Here is a 17,632-nt window from a genome sequence, read left to right as displayed (position 1 = left end):
CCTTTTCACGATAACTTCAGGCGATTATTTCAGACGATTACTCGTCTGCGTCATCAGCAGCTTCATCTGCATCATCTGCATCATCGGCTACATCGTCGTCTGATTCCGCTTCCGGAGCGATCTCGTCGTCACCTTCGGCAACGGTGCCGTCGATAGCGTCGAGCTCTTCTTCGTCAACCGGTTCAGCAACACGCTGCAGACCCACCACGTTTTCATCTTCCGCGGTACGGATGAGGATAACGCCCTGGGTGTTACGGCCTACCACGCTGACTTCCGAAACGCGTGTACGCACCAGCGTACCGGCATCGGTGATCATCATGATCTGGTCGCTATCCACAACCTGTACTGCGCCGACCACAGAACCATTACGCTCGGTCACTTTGATCGAGATAACGCCCTGCGTGCCGCGAGATTTGGTTGGGTATTCGGTTTCAGAAGTACGCTTACCGTAGCCGTTCTGGGTCACGGTCAGAACCGCGCCTTCACCGCGTGGGATAATCAGCGACACGACTTTGTCTTCACCGGCCAGTTTGATCCCGCGAACACCGGTCGCCGTACGGCCCATGGCACGCACTGCACCCTCTTTAAAGCGCACCACTTTACCGGCGGCAGAGAACAGCATCGCTTCATCGTTACCGTTGGTCAGGTCAACGCCGATCAGCTCATCGTCTTCTTTCAGGTTCACCGCGATAATACCGGCAGAACGTGGACGGCTGAACTCGGTCAGCGCCGTTTTCTTCACGGTACCGCTAGCGGTCGCCATGAAGACGTTAACGCCCTCTTCGTATTCACGCACCGGCAGAATGGCGGTGATACGTTCGTTCGCTTCCAGCGGCAGCAGGTTGACGATTGGACGTCCACGCGCGCCACGGCTCGCTTCTGGCAGCTGATAAACCTTCATCCAGTACAGACGACCACGGCTGGAGAACAGCAGAATGGTGTCATGGGTGTTGGCCACCAGCAGGCGGTCGATAAAGTCTTCTTCTTTAATACGGGCGGCTGATTTACCTTTGCCACCGCGGCGCTGAGCTTCGTAATCGGTCAGCGGCTGATATTTCACGTAGCCCTGGTGAGACAGGGTTACAACAACGTCTTCCTGGTTGATCAGGTCTTCGATGTTGATGTCTGCGGTATTGGCGGTAATTTCGGTGCGACGCTGGTCGCCGAACTGCTCGCGAACGAGTTCCAGTTCTTCACGAATCACTTCCATCAGACGGTCAGCGCTGCCCAGAATGTGCAGCAGTTCCGCGATCTGTTCCAGCAGCTCTTTGTACTCGTCGAGCAGTTTTTCGTGCTCAAGGCCGGTCAGTTTCTGCAGACGCAGATCCAGAATCGCCTGAGCCTGCTGCTCAGTCAGGAAATACTTACCGTCATGAATACCGAACTGCGGCTCGAGCCACTCCGGACGCGCAGCGTCATCGCCCGCACGTTCCAGCATCGCAGAAACGTTGCCCAGCGCCCAAGGCTGTGCAATCAGCGCAGCTTTCGCTTCCGCAGGCGTTGGCGCACGACGGATCATTTCAATGATCGGTTCGATGTTTGCCAGCGCGATAGCCAGTGCTTCAAGGATGTGCGCACGGTCACGTGCTTTACGCAGTTCGAAGATGGTACGACGGGTGACGACTTCGCGGCGGTGACGCACGAACGCAGAAAGGATGTCTTTCAGGTTCATGATCTTCGGCTGACCATGGTGCAGAGCAACCATGTTGATACCGAAAGAGGTCTGCAGCTGAGTCTGGGAGTAGAGGTTGTTCAGAACCACTTCACCCACCGCGTCACGTTTGATTTCAATCACGATGCGCATACCGTCTTTATCAGACTCGTCACGCAGCGCGCTGATACCTTCCACGCGTTTGTCTTTCACCAGCTCGGCGATTTTCTCGATCAGGCGAGCTTTGTTCACCTGATAAGGAATCTCGTGCACGATGATGGTTTCACGGCCAGTTTTAGCGTCAGCTTCGACTTCCGCACGGGCGCGAATATAAATTTTACCGCGACCGGTACGATAGGCTTCTTCAATGCCGCGACGGCCGTTGATGATAGCTGCGGTCGGGAAGTCAGGCCCTGGGATGTGTTCCATCAGTCCTTCGACGGTGATGTCTTCATCTTCAATGTAAGCCAGGCAGCCGTTAATGACTTCGGTAATGTTATGTGGCGGAATGTTCGTTGCCATACCCACCGCGATACCGGACGAACCGTTAACTAACAGGTTCGGGATCTTGGTTGGCATAACATCTGGAATACGTTCGGTGCCGTCGTAGTTATCGACGAAATCAACGGTGTCTTTTTCCAGGTCAGCCATCAGTTCATGGGCGATTTTCGACATACGGATTTCCGTATAACGCATCGCTGCGGCGGAGTCGCCGTCTACTGAACCGAAGTTACCTTGGCCGTCGACCAGCATGTAACGCAGGGAGAATGGTTGCGCCATACGGACGATGGTGTCGTAAACAGCGGTATCACCATGAGGGTGGTATTTACCGATGACGTCACCCACGACGCGGGCAGATTTTTTGTAGGCTTTATTCCAGTCGTTGCCCAATACATTCATGGCGTAAAGTACGCGACGGTGTACCGGCTTGAGTCCATCTCGGACATCTGGCAGTGCGCGGCCGACAATAACGGACATCGCGTAATCCAGATAGGAGCGCTTAAGCTCTTCCTCAATGTTGACCGGTGTAATTTCTCTCGCAAGGTCGCTCATCTAACCGCTATCCCTCTACTGTTTCCCGGATTCAAAGGTCGCAAATTATAACACAGCCGACGTGATTGAGGTAAACCTATGTACCAGCACGGCGCTTTATTCGCGCCGGGGTGCTGATATACTCACAGACCTGATAAGAAAAGGAGTCAATGCACCCATGAATGCCGAAAAACAGCCGGTGGCTAACGTCGATCACGACGAAATTGCGAAATTCGAAGCCGTCGCCTCACGCTGGTGGGACCTGGAAGGGGAATTTAAACCACTGCATCGTATCAATCCGCTGCGTCTGGGCTACATCAGCAACCGTTCAGGCGGGTTGTTTGGCAAGAAAGTGCTGGACGTTGGCTGCGGTGGCGGGATCCTCGCCGAAAGCATGGCGCGTGAAGGGGCCACCGTTACCGGGCTGGATATGGGCTTTGAACCGTTGCAGGTCGCGCGTTTGCATGCGCTGGAAACCGGCATTCAGGTGGATTACGTTCAGGAAACCGTGGAAGACCACGCGGCGAAACACGCGCAGCAGTACGACGTTGTGACCTGCATGGAGATGCTCGAGCACGTTCCGGACCCGCAGTCAGTGGTGAATGCCTGCGCGAAGCTGGTAAAACCCGGCGGTCAGGTCTTTTTCTCCACCATCAACCGCAACGGCAAAGCGTGGCTGATGGCCGTCGTAGGTGCGGAATACGTCTTAAACATGGTGCCAAAAGGCACGCACGACGTGAAGAAGTTCATCAAACCTGCGGAATTGCTCACCTGGGTTGATCAATCCGGTCTGCAAGAACGCCATATTACCGGGCTGCATTACAACCCGATAACCAACCATTTCAAACTCGGCCCCGGTGTGGATGTGAACTATATGCTGCACACCACCGCGCCTGTTTCAGACGAATAAGTTGTCTATCCCCTGCCCACATACGGCAGGGGTTTGGTTTACCAACTGAGGCTAAAGCCCACGCTGCCCGCCATCTGTTGGTAATCATCCGATCCTTTCTGCCCGGTAAATTTCCCCCACAGGCTGGCGTTTTTACTCAGTTGTCCTTTCACGCCCACGCTGACTTCCGCCACGTTTTTAGCTGTGTTATCGCTAAAATTCACGCCATCAATGCTCATGCTGGCTTCTTCACTGTTGTGAAGATAGTTCAGGTCAACAAACGGTGAAATTTGAGTGGTTTTGCCGAACGTCAGCTGATTGTGTAACCCCACCCGACTCTGAATATTGTGCGGCGATTCCTGTTCAACGGTGGAATGGTTGGCCGCGCTGAACGTCTGCTGTTTCACGCCCTGATAAACCACTTGAACCTGGGGCTGAATATCCCAGCGAACGCTGTCTGATGCCATGGCCTGCCAGTTGTAGCCCACCTCGATGGACGCCAGTAAACCCGACGCGCGGTAGTTGTCGTCACCACTTTCCCTTTCGCCGACGTGGTTATCGAACCAGACATATTGCGCCCAACTGTCCAGATACACGCCACTGTTACCCGCCCCGTGCTGATACCAGGTGGAGGTCAGCCCCACGCCGTAGCCCTGACTGTCATTGTCAGCCTTACGCCCGGTCAGGCTGGAATGGCTGTCGCCACTGTTATCGCTGTAACCTGCCACCGCCCCCAATGACCACTCCCCGTCGTTTCCGGCGTCAAAGTCCATCAGCGTACCGCTGAGCTGCACGAGGCTTCGGTCTTCACGTTGACTAAGCTGATCGGCAAACGTTGAAGTCGTTTGGTTCGCTTCTACGCGCAGATGCAGCTTCGAGTTTTGCCCATTGGCATGGTCGCTTAAGCGCATCACGAAGGCGTCATTATTGCTGTGGAGGTTGTTGAAATAGCCGCCCGTTTTGGGGTTGAGTACCGGGGCTGACGGTTCATCCGCAGGTGAAGGCGCAGGAACCGGTTCTGGCGTCGGCTGATCGGGATCAGGAACAGGCATCGGCAGGTCAGAATCTGGAACAGGCTCCGGCGTCGGTTCTACGACTTCAGAACGCAGATACCAGTCCTGGTCATCCTTCACCAGCGCGTAGTCGTAAGCGCCCATATTCAGATAGTCGCCACCCGCCATCGTGAACTGCGCATCGTTATGGAACTGCCCAGGATTGGCCACGAAATCCACCACTTTAATGCCCGTTTGCGTCGGCTGCCCAATGCCACTTATTGGATTGAACTGCACCGATGTCGTCCCCGATGTATTGCCATTCAACACCAGCTGGTCGGTAGCAGAATCGTCACCATTGAATTCAGTGTCGATCATCAGCGACCCACCTCCGGTGTAATCGCCGTTAATGGTCAACGTATCGCCCGCATGGCCATTCGCCAGGCTGATACTTCCCGTGCTGTTGGACACATCGCCATTCACCGTCACGCCCGCGAGATTGGTTTCGCTGTCGGTCGCCAGATTGGTATTCAGGGTGCCGGTCAGCGTCAGGCCCGCAGTCTGGTTGACCAACGTACCCGAACCACTGAACAGCGCCGCATCAAGCACCTGCTGGGTATCCTGCTGAGTTAGCGTCAGCGAGGTATCCTCGCTGATCACGATATTGCCCTGAGAGGCGGTGTCTATCGACTGGATATGCTGATCGGCGCCGGTTTCGAAGGTGCCTTCTTCACCTACCCACAATGAGGACGCGTAGGGGAAGATATCGACCGCGCCACCTTTTAAAGTGCCCTGCTCGACCCGCACGGCTGAATGGCCTGACCCGCTGGCAGTCAGTTCCAGGGTGCCAGCGCCGGTTTTGCTGAACGTACTGTTGACGTCACCCGCCTGACCCGTTGAATCAGCCATTAAGCCACCCCACTGGGACGTGACGCCCTCGTCGACGTTAACTTCCCCATCCGCGCGCATTTCAAGGTCACGGGCATGGCCGCTTTCCGCCGTGCGGGTATCCACATCGTCAGTCACATTCAGCGTGCTGGCCTGCGTCGGGTCGGTAAAAATAACCGCCCGGTTATACCCTACGTCGCCCAACTGTGAGTTATTACTGACCTGCAAGGTGCCGGAGGCAATTTGCGTATCGCCCAGATAGGCGTTGTTGTCCGCGAGCGTCACGCTGTTGCTGCCCGCATCCACCACCACATAGACGCCATTTTTTTCGGTTTCACCGGTGCCGCCACCCACATGAATGTCTGACCCGCCGGTCAAATGGGCCGCATCGTCATTGCCAATCACCGTGCCGCCCTCGCCTGAAATCGCCAGCACCTGTTGAGCGTCTTCTGCTTGACCGCTCGCCATGTCAGACAAATCCAGCACCCCGCCATTCAGCACAATCGACTGCGGATCGTTTTCCAGAGCCTGCAAATCAGCCTCATCGCCGGACAGGCTTAACAACGCGTTATCCTCGACGATGATGTCGCCGGTTAAGGCCATGGAGTCGGCACCCACGAGGTTATAGCTGCCGTTTTCGGCCACGGTAAAATCGCCCGCGCCCTGGAGAGTGCCCGCGAAACGGCCGCTGTTTACCGTAACGTTTCCGCCCGCATCAATATTCAGCGTCCCGTTGGCATACCCGGTCAGGGCGTTATCAAAGGTCTGCTGTGTGCCGCCGACGTTCAGTACAGCAGCGGTATCCGGCTGACTGAGGTCACCCACAAACAGCCCGAAGCAGTTTTGCGAATCGCTCTCACACTGCGTCTGGCCGACGTTCATCAACGAATTATCCCGTCCTAGCGTCAGGGTGCCTTCATCGACATTCATGGCGCCGGTGAAGCCGTTGTTATCCGCATTCAGCACCACTTCGCCCGTGCCTTTTTTAATCATTGCCCCGGTCCCGGCGATGGAATCGATGTCACCTGGATTGCTCAGGTTACCGATCACCATTTTCTTATCTTCTGCGACGTTGAGTGTCACCACGCTTTGACCAACATACATAAAACCGCCGGCATCAGCGGAGGCGGAATCGCCATACCCCAGCGCCTGATTTCCCTCATAAACCATCACCCCGTTGTTCTCGGTGTAGTTTTCATCAAGGTTAATGCTGACCAGATAGGGATCGTTTTCGCTGGACGTGTAAATCGCCCCGCCATAGCCATCTGCGCTGTTATGGCTGAACTCAACGTCCGTCAGTACCGCCGCCCCGCTAAAGGAGCCGTTTTCTGTATTGCTGGTGATATCCAGCGCCCCGCCATCACCATTGCTGCTGTTAGAAGACCTCGCCTGATTGCTGTCGAAAACCGTATTCGAAATAGACACATTGGAATTTAACGCATAAATCGCACCGCCGCGTCCGTTGCTGGCCACGTTATCCAAAAACAGGGCATTATCGATGGCCAGATCAAAACTGAGCGGATCGTTTTTACCGTTAATATAAATAGCACCGCCATAGTTATCAGCGTCATTATGCGTAAACTGGGCGTTAGTGATATTAATACTGGAATTTTCTTTGGCGTATATCGCTCCACCATTACTTGAGCCGGTGACGTAATTCCCATCAAAGATAACCATCCCGGAATCATTTTCAGGTTTAATTGTAAATGATGCGCCACCAGAAAGGAAAATAGCCCCACCACTGGCTTTCGCCGTGTTGGTCAAATTTTCATAAGAGACGATGGCGTTGTCAGCTACCGTAAATGCCGCAGTGGTATCGGTATAGACTTGCCGCTCGGCACTACAGCTTTCGCTGATGGTCTCACCACTACATGCCGGGGTGTCGGCAAATGCCGCTGAACTTAAAATGAGAGAGAGTGCGATAAAAAGAGGATGGTATCTGAAATGCATAAGGTTCCCAGAGGAATAAGTTTAGATCTCATCTCCCTCTGAGAACGTAAATAAATGATGGGCAAATCATATCAACCTCTAAACATAATGATCAGGCGAGGTGTAAAGAGATATATCCAATCAGATTTATTCAACACGTTATTACGCAGGATTTATTAAGCAAAGTTAATAGCGAAGTAAGTTAAGACTTTCCTTAACCCAATAACAGCGATTGACAAGGGCATATTCTTTTGCCGGAATGTCTTTTTTGATACATCACCAGCCGATTGCTGATCATTTGTACAATAACCTGTTCACAAGCGCGCCAAGCGAAGCGGTTAACATTTACTCACACTTGTGGGGTCTTTGGACGATTTTCAGACCACGAAATAAGCACAACCTATGACCCCTCATTTTCGGCTTTTCCTTAGCATAAAACTCACAATCAATATCACGATTTTGGATAGCGTTTAAGAAAGCGGCAGTCGATCAAATTTCTGAAAATTTTTCATCAGGAATTGACTTTATCAACCGCCTTGCATGGCAGGGGCTTAGACAGGCATGCAACATTTCATACCCAAGTTATCCACAAAGCCGCTGCGTTTTGTGCACTTGCAACCTCGCGTTTTTATCACTATCTTGTTATCAAACTTAGACAACCCCCCTATATATAGTGTTTAAAGCGTACCCGACGCACTAGCCGTTCGGTGACGCTTTTGTGCTATGTATAAACTTATGGACAGGTACAACTCACATGAATCAGAGTCTGCTGGTTACAAAACGTGACGGTCGCACCGAGCGCATCAATCTGGATAAAATCCATCGTGTTATCGACTGGGCTGCGGAAGGACTCAACAACGTCTCCGTCTCACAGGTCGAACTGCGTTCGCACATTCAGTTTTATGACGGCATCAAAACTTCTGATATCCATGAGACCATCATTAAAGCCGCCGCGGATCTGATTTCCCGCGATGCCCCTGATTATCAGTATCTGGCTGCACGCCTGGCGATTTTCCATCTGCGTAAGAAAGCTTACGGCCAGTTTGAACCGCCTGCGCTGTACTCCCATGTCGTCAACATGGTTGAGCTGGGTAAATACGACAGTCATCTGCTGGAAGACTACACGGAAGAAGAGTTCAAGCAGATGGACGGTTATATCGACCACTGGCGCGACATGAACTTCTCCTACGCTGCCGTAAAGCAGCTGGAAGGGAAATACCTGGTTCAGAACCGTGTAACGGGCGAAATCTATGAGAGCGCCCAGTTCCTGTACATTCTGGTTGCTGCGTGCCTGTTCTCGAACTATCCGCGTGAAACCCGTCTTGACTACGTGAAGCGTTTCTATGACGCGGTCTCCACCTTCAAGATTTCACTGCCGACGCCAATCATGTCCGGCGTGCGTACCCCGACGCGTCAGTTCAGCTCTTGCGTGCTGATCGAGTGCGGCGACAGCCTCGACTCCATCAACGCCACCTCCAGCGCTATAGTGAAATACGTTTCTCAGCGTGCCGGTATCGGTATCAACGCCGGTCGCATCCGTGCGCTGGGTAGCCCAATTCGTGGCGGTGAAGCGTTCCACACCGGCTGTATCCCGTTCTACAAGCACTTCCAAACCGCCGTGAAGTCCTGCTCTCAGGGCGGCGTGCGTGGTGGTGCGGCGACGCTGTTCTACCCAATGTGGCACCTGGAAGTTGAAAGCCTGCTGGTGCTGAAAAACAACCGCGGAACCGAAGCGAACCGCGTGCGTCACATGGACTACGGCGTACAGATCAACAAACTGATGTACACCCGTCTGCTGAAAGGTGAAGACATCACCCTGTTCAGCCCGTCCGATGTTCCAGGCCTGTACGATGCGTTCTTCGCTAATCAGGAAGAGTTTGAACGTCTGTATGTGAAATACGAAAAAGACGACGGCATCCGTAAGCAGCGCATCAAAGCGGTTGAACTGTTCTCATTAGTGATGCAGGAACGTGCTTCTACCGGCCGCATCTACATTCAGAACGTTGACCACTGCAACACCCACAGCCCGTTCGATCCGGTTATTGCTCCAGTGCGTCAGTCTAACCTGTGCCTGGAAATCGCCCTGCCGACCAAACCGATGAACGATGTGAACGACGAGAACGGTGAAATTGCCCTGTGTACGCTGTCTGCGTTCAACCTCGGCGCGATTGACAGCCTGGACGATCTGGAAGAGCTGGCCATCCTGGCGGTTCGTGCGCTGGATGCCCTGCTCGATTATCAGGACTACCCAATTCTGGCAGCCAAACGTGGTGCCATGGGCCGTCGTACTCTGGGTATCGGCGTTATCAACTTCGCTTACTACCTGGCGAAGAACGGCATGCGTTACTCAGACGGCAGCGGCAACAACCTGACCCACAAAACGTTCGAAGCTATTCAGTACTACCTGCTGAAAGCGTCCAACGAACTGGCGAAAGAGCAAGGCGCGTGCCCGTGGTTTAACGAAACCACTTACGCGAAAGGTATTCTGCCGATCGACACCTACAAGAAAGACCTGGATGCGATCGTCAATGAGCCGCTGCACTACGACTGGGAAGGTCTGCGTGAGTCGATCAAAACCCACGGCCTGCGTAACTCCACGCTGTCTGCCCTGATGCCGTCTGAGACCTCTTCACAGATCTCGAACGCCACCAACGGCATTGAGCCGCCGCGCGGCCACGTCAGCATCAAAGCGTCGAAAGACGGGATCCTGCGCCAGGTAGTACCAGACTACGAAAAACTGCAGAACAGCTATGAGCTGCTGTGGGAAATGCCGAACAACGACGGTTACCTGCAATTAGTGGGGATCATGCAGAAGTTTATCGATCAGTCGATTTCTTCCAACACCAACTATGACCCAACGCGCTTCCCGTCAGGCAAAGTGCCGATGCAGCAACTGCTCAAAGACTTGCTCACCGCCTATAAATTTGGTGTGAAAACCCTGTACTATCACAACACCCGTGATGGCGCAGAAGATGCCCAGGACGACATGGCCCCGTCCATTCAGGACGATGGCTGCGAAAGCGGCGCATGTAAAATCTAAGCTAGTTGCCGGGTAGCGCTCTGCTACCCGGCCTACGATTTTTACGGCCCGGCAAACAACGCCCCGCCGGGCAATAAAATCTCAACAGGACTCATTCATGGCTTATACCACCTTTTCACAGACGAAAAATAACCAGCTGCTGGAGCCCATGTTCTTCGGTCAGCCGGTCAACGTGGCACGCTACGATCAGCAAAAATATGACATCTTCGAAAAGCTGATCGAAAAGCAACTCTCCTTCTTTTGGCGTCCGGAAGAAGTCGACGTATCCCGCGATCGTATTGACTACCAGGCGCTGCCAGACCATGAAAAACACATTTTCATCAGCAACCTGAAATACCAGACGCTGCTGGATTCCATTCAGGGTCGTAGCCCGAACGTAGCACTGCTGCCGCTGATCTCCATTCCTGAGCTGGAAACCTGGGTCGAAACGTGGGCGTTCTCTGAAACTATCCACTCGCGTTCGTACACCCATATCATCCGTAACATCGTCAACGATCCGGCGACCGTGTTCGATGATATCGTCACCAACGAGCAGATTCAGAAACGTGCCGAAGGGATTTCCCACTACTACGATTCCCTGATTGAGCTGACCAGCTACTGGCACCTGCTCGGTGAAGGCACGCATAACGTGAACGGCAAAACCGTGACCGTGAGCCTGCACGAGTTGAAGAAGAAGCTGTATCTGTGCCTGATGAGCGTCAACGCGCTGGAAGCTATCCGTTTCTACGTCAGCTTCGCCTGCTCGTTCGCGTTCGCAGAACGTAAGCTGATGGAAGGCAATGCTAAAATCATCCGCCTGATTGCGCGTGATGAAGCGCTGCACCTGACCGGCACCCAGCATATGCTGAACCTGCTGCGTTCAGGCCAGGACGACCCGGAAATGGCGCAGATTGCTGAAGAGTGCAAGCAGGAGTGTTATGACCTGTTCGTACTGGCTGCGCAGCAGGAAAAAGAGTGGGCAGGTTATCTGTTCCGTGACGGCTCGATGATCGGCCTGAACAAAGACATCCTGTGGCAGTACATCGAGTACATCACCAACATCCGCATGCAGGCGGTTGGGCTTGATCTGCCGTTCCAGACCCGCTCCAACCCGATCCCATGGATCAACACCTGGCTGGTGTCCGATAACGTCCAGGTTGCGCCGCAGGAAGTCGAAGTCAGCTCCTATCTGGTCGGTCAGATCGACTCCAATGTGGATGCCGATGACCTGAGCAATTTCGAGCTCTGATGAGCCGCGTGACCCTTCGTCTGACTGGCACACAGCTGTTGTGCCAGGAAGAACACCCTTCGTTATTGGTGGCGCTAGAGTCGCACAACGTGGCGGTCGAGTTTCAATGTCGGGAAGGTTATTGCGGCTCCTGCCGCTGTCGTCTGGTTTCCGGTCAGGTCGACTGGCTGACCGAGCCGCTGGCGTTTATTCAGCACGGAGAAATTTTGCCGTGCTGTTGTAAAGCCAAAGGCGATATCGAAATAGAGATGTAAATTACCCGGCGGTAGAAGTAGGCCCGGTATGGCGTAGCCGCCACCGGGCACAAAACTCAACTCCCCCGCTTCGCCTGCATCTCCTGATGATGTTTCCGTTCTCCGACCATCACCACCAGCAGTAAAATCACCGCCAGTACGCTGCCGCCAATCATCACCATAAAGCCCCCGTCCCAGCCGAAGAAATCAACGGTATAACCGACAATCGCACTCGCCGCCACGGAACCCCCGAGATAGCCAAACAACCCGGTAAAGCCCGCCGCCGTGCCTGCCGCTTTCTTCGGTGCCAGCTCAAGCGCATGCAGCCCAATTAGCATCACCGGGCCGTAAATCAGGAAGCCGATGACAATCATACAGGCCATATCCACGCCCGGATTACCCGGCGGATTCAGCCAGTAAACGACGGTCGCAATGGTCACCAGAATCATAAAGAACACGCCGGTTGCGCCACGGTTACCACGGAACACTTTGTCCGACATCCAGCCGCACAGCAGCGTGCCCGGGATCCCCGCATACTCGTACAGGAAGTACGCCCACGAGGATTTATCCAGCGCGAAATGCTTCACTTCTTTCAGGTAGGTCGGCGACCAGTCGAGAATGCCGTAACGCAGCAGATAGACAAACACGTTCGCTATCGCGATGTACCACAGCAGCTTATTGGGCAGAACGTACTGCATGAAAATTTGCTTCGCGGTCAGCTCTTCTTCGCTCTTTTCGCTGTAGTCGTCCGGGTAATCGTTCTTGTACTCTTCGATTGACGGCAACCCGCAGGACTGCGGCGTATCGCGCATCAGCGCAAAGGCAATAATCGCCACCAGAATCGCGCCGAACGCGGGCATATACAGCGCCGCATGCCAGTCGTTAAACCACGCCATCCCTAACAGGAACAGTAGCGGCGGCAGACCTCCGCCAACGTTATGCGCGCAGTTCCACACCGAGACAATCCCGCCGCGCTCTTTCTGCGACCACCAGTGCACCATCGTGCGCCCGCACGGTGGCCAACCCATGCCCTGGAACCAACCGCACACGAACAGCAGCACGAACATCACCATAATGCTCGATGTCGCCCACGGCACGAAGCCCATGAACAGCATGACTGCGGCGGCAAGGATCAGCCCCGCAGGCAGGAAAACGCGCGGATTCGAGCGGTCTGAGATCGAACCCATAATGAATTTTGAAAAGCCGTAAGCGATTGAAATCCCTGACAGCGCAAAGCCTAAATCCCCACGAGAAAAACCCTGTTCGATAAGATAAGGCATCGCTAATGCGAAGTTTTTACGCACCAGATAGTAAGCGGCATAACCGAAGAAAATCCCGAGGAAAATTTGCCAGCGCAGGCGGCGATAGTGGGCATCTATCTGCGCGTCAGGCAATCGCGTGGTGTGCGCGGCAGGTTTGAAAATACTGAGCATTGTAGCCTCCGTGGCCATCGTTATCAGAAGGACGTCTCCGGCGTGCGCAGCATGCCGTTCGTCATTGCGGCTGGATGGTAGGAAAAGTGTTGTCCACGTACTGTGAAATGTCGCACAAAATGTTACATACTTATGACAAACATTCCATTATGAGCACGAAATCACGTTTCATTTTCGCTTTATGCTCGAATATGCTCGATATCAAACAAACCACATTTTTAATGTGGCTAAATGGAAGAAAACGAACATTGAGGGATCAGCATGAGTGTCTCTACCTCCAGCGAGGCCGACGTCATTATCATCGGCGGCGGGGCCACCGGGGCCGGGATCGCCCGGGACTGCAGCCTGCGCGGGCTCAACGTTATCCTGGTCGAACGGGATGATATCGCCACTGGTGCCACCGGCCACAATCATGGCCTGCTGCACAGTGGCGCGCGATACGCGGTGACGGATGCGGAATCCGCGCGGGAATGCATCGCAGAAAACGCGATTCTGAAACGCATTGCACGCCACTGCATCGAAGCCACGGAAGGCCTGTTCATCACCCTGCCGGAAGACTCACTCGAGTATCAGCATCAGTTTATTGAAGCCTGCCTCGCGGCCAATATTCCCGCCCGTCCGCTAACCCCCGCTCAGGCTATCGCCCTGGAGCCCGCGGTGAATCCGAACCTTGTTGGCGCGGTGAACGTTCCCGATGGCACCGTCGATCCATTCCGTCTCACCGCGGCCAACATGCTCGACGCGCGCGAACACGGGGCAATCATCCGTACCGGCTGCGACGTCACCGGCCTGATTCGCCAGGGCGACCGCATCTGCGGCGTCACGGTGTGGGACCGCACGCGTCACGCCAGTGAAAACTTACATGCGCAGGTGGTGGTCAATGCGGGCGGCATCTGGGGCCAGCGTATCGCCGAATATGCCGATCTACGCGTGCGCATGTTTCCGGCCAAAGGCTCGCTGCTCATCTTTGAAAACCGCATCAACCAGCACGTGATTAACCGCTGCCGCAAACCCGCCGACGCCGACATTCTGGTGCCCGGCGACACCATTTCGCTGATTGGCACCACCTCCACGCACATTGATTATCGCGACATCGACGACAACCGGGTTACGGCGGCGGAAGTGGATATTCTGCTGCGCGAGGGTGAAAAGCTGGCCCCGTCCATCGCCACCACCCGTATTCTGCGCGCCTACTGCGGCGTGCGTCCGCTGGTCGCCAGTGACGATGATCCGAGCGGGCGAAACGTCAGTCGCGGCATTGTGCTACTCGATCACGCCATACGCGACGGGCTGGAAGGGTTTATCACCATCACCGGCGGCAAGCTGATGACCTACCGGCTGATGGCGGAAATGGCCACCGATGCGGTGTGTCGCAAGCTGAATCACAACGCCTCTTGCACTACGGCTGAAACCCCACTGCCCGGCTCTCAGGAACCGACCGAGAACACGCTGCATAACATGGTCTCACTGCCCGCCCCGCTGCGCGGTTCAGCGGTGTATCGCCATGGCGACCGGACTCCCGTATGGATTGGCGATTCCCGCCTGAAGCGCAGCCTGGTGTGTGAGTGCGAATCGGTCACCGCCGGGGAAGTGCAGTACGCGGTGGAAAATCTCGGGGTGAAGAATTTACTCGATTTACGCCGCCGCACCCGCGTGGGCATGGGCACCTGTCAGGGCGAACTGTGCGCCTGTCGCGCCGCCGGGCTCTTGCACCGCTATCAGGTCACCACGCCTGCGCAGTCGCTGACTCAACTTTCTGAATTTTTAAATGAGCGCTGGCGCGGCGTGCAGCCCATCGCCTGGGGCGATGCATTGCGCGAAAGCGAATTTACCCGTTGGGTCTGGCAAGGGCTGTGCGGTCTGGAAAAGGAGCATCACGATGAACGTTGATACCGTCATTATCGGCGGCGGGCTGGCGGGTTTGCTGTGCGGTTTGTCGCTCACCCGACAAGGGCTGCGCTGCGCCATCATCAGCCGCGGCCAGAGCGGGCTGCATTTCTCGTCGGGCTCGATGGATTTACTGGCCCATTGTGCCACCCGCACGCCGCGAGAAGCACTGGATGCGCTGACCCTGAGCGAACCGGGTCATCCTTACAGCCTGGTGGGCACCACGCAGGTGCTCGACTACGCGCAGCAAACCGAAGCGCTGCTGCGCGACTGCGGCATTACCATGCAGGGATGCGTCGACCAACCGCATCAGCGCGTCACGCCCATCGGCACCCTGCGACAGGCGTGGCTCACGCCGTCCGATATCGCGCTGGCCCCGGCTAAAGGGGAGCGCGTCACGGTCGTGGGCATCGGCGGCTTCCTCGATTTCCAGCCGCACCTTGTGGCGGCCTCGCTGGCGAAAATCGGCGTTCAGGCCCGCGTGGGGGAAATCGATCTTCCGCAGCTCGACGTATTACGCGATAACGCCTCTGAATTTCGCTCGGTGAATCTGGCCCGCCTGCTGGACGACGACGCACAGTGGCGCAGCCTGCACGACGCCCTGCTACCCCACGCGCAGGTGAGCGACAAACTTTTCCTGCCCGCCTGTTTTGGTTTGAATGATGACGGTCTCTGGCGCTGGCTGAATGAAACGCTTCCCTGCCCGCTTTCGCTGCTGCCAACCCTGCCGCCATCGGTGCCGGGCATCCGGCTGCATACCGCATTACAACGCCAGTTCATCAAAAACGGCGGCATGTGGCTGGCGGGCGACGCCGTGACCGATGTAATTCACGACGGGCAGACGATTTCTGCCATCACCACCCGCAACCACGGCGATGTGCCGTTCCGGACGCGCTTTGCCGTCCTCGCCAGCGGCAGCTTTTTCAGCAACGGCCTGATTGCCAGTCGCGACGGCGTTATTGAACCGGTGCTCGAGCTGGATGTGCTGCATTCCTCGCCGCGTGAAAGTTGGACCCACGGCGATTTCTTTGAACCGCAGCCGTGGCAGCGCTTTGGCGTGCAGGTCGATGCCACGCTGCGCCCGCAGCGCAACGGACAACGCTTCAATAATCTCTTTGCCATTGGCGGCGTGCTCGGTGGCTTTGATGGCATTTCACAGGGCTGCGCGGGCGGGGTCAGCGCCATTACCGCCCTGCACGCCGCACGTCAGATTGCCGAACTTGCCGGAGGCCGCTCATGAGCGATACCCGTTTTGAAAGCTGCATCAAATGCACCGTCTGCACCACGGCGTGCCCGGTGAGCCGCGTGAACCCGCGTTATCCTGGCCCGAAACAGGCCGGGCCGGACGGTGAGCGCCTGCGCCTGAAAGACGGCGCACTGTATGACGAGGCGCTGAAATACTGCATCAACTGCAAACGCTGCGAAGTGGCCTGCCCGTCAGACGTGCGGATTGGCGACATTATCCAGCGCGCGCGGGCGCAGTTCAGCCAGCAAAAACCGACGCTGCGGGATGCGATTCTCAGCCATACCGATTTAATGGGCACCCTTTCCACGCCGTTTGCGCCCATCGTCAACGCCACCACCGGGTTGAAGCCGGTACGTCGGCTGCTGGACGCCACCCTGAAAATCGATCATCGCCGCACGCTGCCGAAATACGGCACTGGCACCTTCCGTCGCTGGTATCGCCAGGTGGCAAAACAGCAGACACAGTACGACCAGCAAGTCGCCTTTTTCCACGGCTGCTACGTCAATTACAACCATCCGCAGCTCGGCAAAGATCTGCTCCGCGTGTTGAACGCGATGGGCGTCGGCGTGCAGCTTCTCGAGAAAGAGAAGTGCTGCGGCGTGCCGCTGATTGCCAACGGTTTTATCGACAAGGCCCGCAAACAGGCGCAGGTCAACGTCGCCTCTCTGCGCAAAGCGGTGGTGGAGAATCACCTCCCGGCGATTGCCACATCGTCGACCTGCACCTTTACCCTGCGCGATGAATATCCGCATTTGCTGGATGTCGATAATCATGATGTTCGCGATAACATCGAACTCGCCACCCGCTGGGTATGGAAACAGCTGGATGATGGAAAAACGTTACCGCTCAGACGATTGCCGCTGAAAGTGGTGTATCACACGCCGTGTCACATGGAAAAAATGGGCTGGGGAATTTATACCCTTGAACTGCTGCGGCGCATTCCGGAGCTTGAAGTGGTGGTGCTGGATTCACAGTGCTGCGGCATAGCCGGGACGTACGGCTTTAAATCCGAAAATTACAACGCTTCGCAGGCCATTGGCGCCCCGCTGTTCCGACAGATTGAAGACAGCGGTGCGGACTTAGTCATCACCGATTGCGAAACCTGTAAATGGCAAATTGAGATGTCCACAAGCAAACGTTGTGAACATCCGATTTCATTGCTGGCGCAGGCGTTGTTGTGATTC

Annotated in this window: 10 protein-coding genes; 7 read left to right on the top strand and 3 right to left on the bottom strand. The window is 55.5% G+C overall.

Annotated elements, in window-relative coordinates; genetic code table 11:
* Positions 1 to 37 precede the first annotated feature (37 nt).
* On the bottom strand, positions 38 to 2,704 hold the full coding sequence (gene gyrA, locus A8O29_RS07265) for a DNA topoisomerase (ATP-hydrolyzing) subunit A (protein ID WP_110509321.1): 2,667 nt from the start codon (positions 2,702 to 2,704) through the stop codon (positions 38 to 40).
* A gap of 157 nt (positions 2,705 to 2,861) precedes the next feature.
* Between gyrA and ubiG the strand changes: the two genes are divergently transcribed.
* Complete coding sequence (gene ubiG / locus A8O29_RS07260; protein ID WP_125353660.1) at positions 2,862 to 3,593, top strand: bifunctional 2-polyprenyl-6-hydroxyphenol methylase/3-demethylubiquinol 3-O-methyltransferase UbiG; 732 nt, start codon at positions 2,862 to 2,864, stop codon at positions 3,591 to 3,593.
* Between the two features lie 38 nt (positions 3,594 to 3,631).
* Here ubiG and yfaL read toward each other — a convergent pair whose 3' ends face one another.
* Entirely contained in the window at positions 3,632 to 7,402 is a 3,771-nt protein-coding gene (gene yfaL / locus A8O29_RS07255) for an AIDA-I family autotransporter adhesin YfaL/EhaC (protein ID WP_125353661.1), read from the bottom strand.
* Between the two features lie 733 nt (positions 7,403 to 8,135).
* Here yfaL and nrdA point away from each other — a divergent pair.
* The 3 genes from nrdA (at position 8,136) to yfaE (ending at position 11,903) form a co-directional block, all read left to right on the top strand.
* On the top strand, positions 8,136 to 10,421 hold the full coding sequence (gene nrdA / locus A8O29_RS07250) for a class 1a ribonucleoside-diphosphate reductase subunit alpha (RefSeq protein ID WP_125353662.1): 2,286 nt from the start codon (positions 8,136 to 8,138) through the stop codon (positions 10,419 to 10,421).
* Between the two features lie 97 nt (positions 10,422 to 10,518).
* Entirely contained in the window at positions 10,519 to 11,649 is a 1,131-nt protein-coding gene (gene nrdB / locus A8O29_RS07245; protein ID WP_110509313.1) for a class Ia ribonucleoside-diphosphate reductase subunit beta, read from the top strand.
* A complete protein-coding gene (yfaE, locus tag A8O29_RS07240) occupies positions 11,649 to 11,903 on the top strand; it encodes a class I ribonucleotide reductase maintenance protein YfaE (protein WP_110509310.1) in 255 nt (84 codons plus the stop codon). The genes nrdB and yfaE overlap by 1 nt, the downstream gene beginning before the upstream one ends.
* Before the next feature lie 56 nt (positions 11,904 to 11,959).
* On the opposite strand, the gene glpT is transcribed toward yfaE, so the two are convergent.
* Entirely contained in the window at positions 11,960 to 13,315 is a 1,356-nt protein-coding gene (gene glpT / locus A8O29_RS07235; protein WP_110509308.1) for a glycerol-3-phosphate transporter, read from the bottom strand.
* A gap of 261 nt (positions 13,316 to 13,576) precedes the next feature.
* Here glpT and glpA point away from each other — a divergent pair, with 261 nt between their 5' ends.
* Genes glpA through glpC form a run of 3 tightly spaced genes read left to right on the top strand, consistent with a single transcriptional unit; the run spans position 13,577 to position 17,629 of the window.
* Entirely contained in the window at positions 13,577 to 15,205 is a 1,629-nt protein-coding gene (glpA, locus tag A8O29_RS07230; protein ID WP_125353663.1) for an anaerobic glycerol-3-phosphate dehydrogenase subunit A, read from the top strand.
* Positions 15,195 to 16,442, top strand: coding sequence for a glycerol-3-phosphate dehydrogenase subunit GlpB (gene glpB / locus A8O29_RS07225; protein WP_125353664.1), 1,248 nt, complete (start codon positions 15,195 to 15,197; stop codon positions 16,440 to 16,442). The genes glpA and glpB overlap by 11 nt, the downstream gene beginning before the upstream one ends.
* A complete protein-coding gene (gene glpC, locus A8O29_RS07220; protein WP_125353665.1) occupies positions 16,439 to 17,629 on the top strand; it encodes an anaerobic glycerol-3-phosphate dehydrogenase subunit GlpC in 1,191 nt (396 codons plus the stop codon). Before glpB ends, glpC begins: the two co-directional genes overlap by 4 nt.
* The last annotated feature ends 3 nt before the right edge of the window (positions 17,630 to 17,632 follow it).

Origin of the sequence: Scandinavium goeteborgense (assembly GCF_003935895.2) — a bacterium.
GTDB lineage: Bacteria > Pseudomonadota > Gammaproteobacteria > Enterobacterales > Enterobacteriaceae > Scandinavium > Scandinavium goeteborgense.
This window is presented reverse-complemented; position numbering and strand designations above follow the sequence as displayed.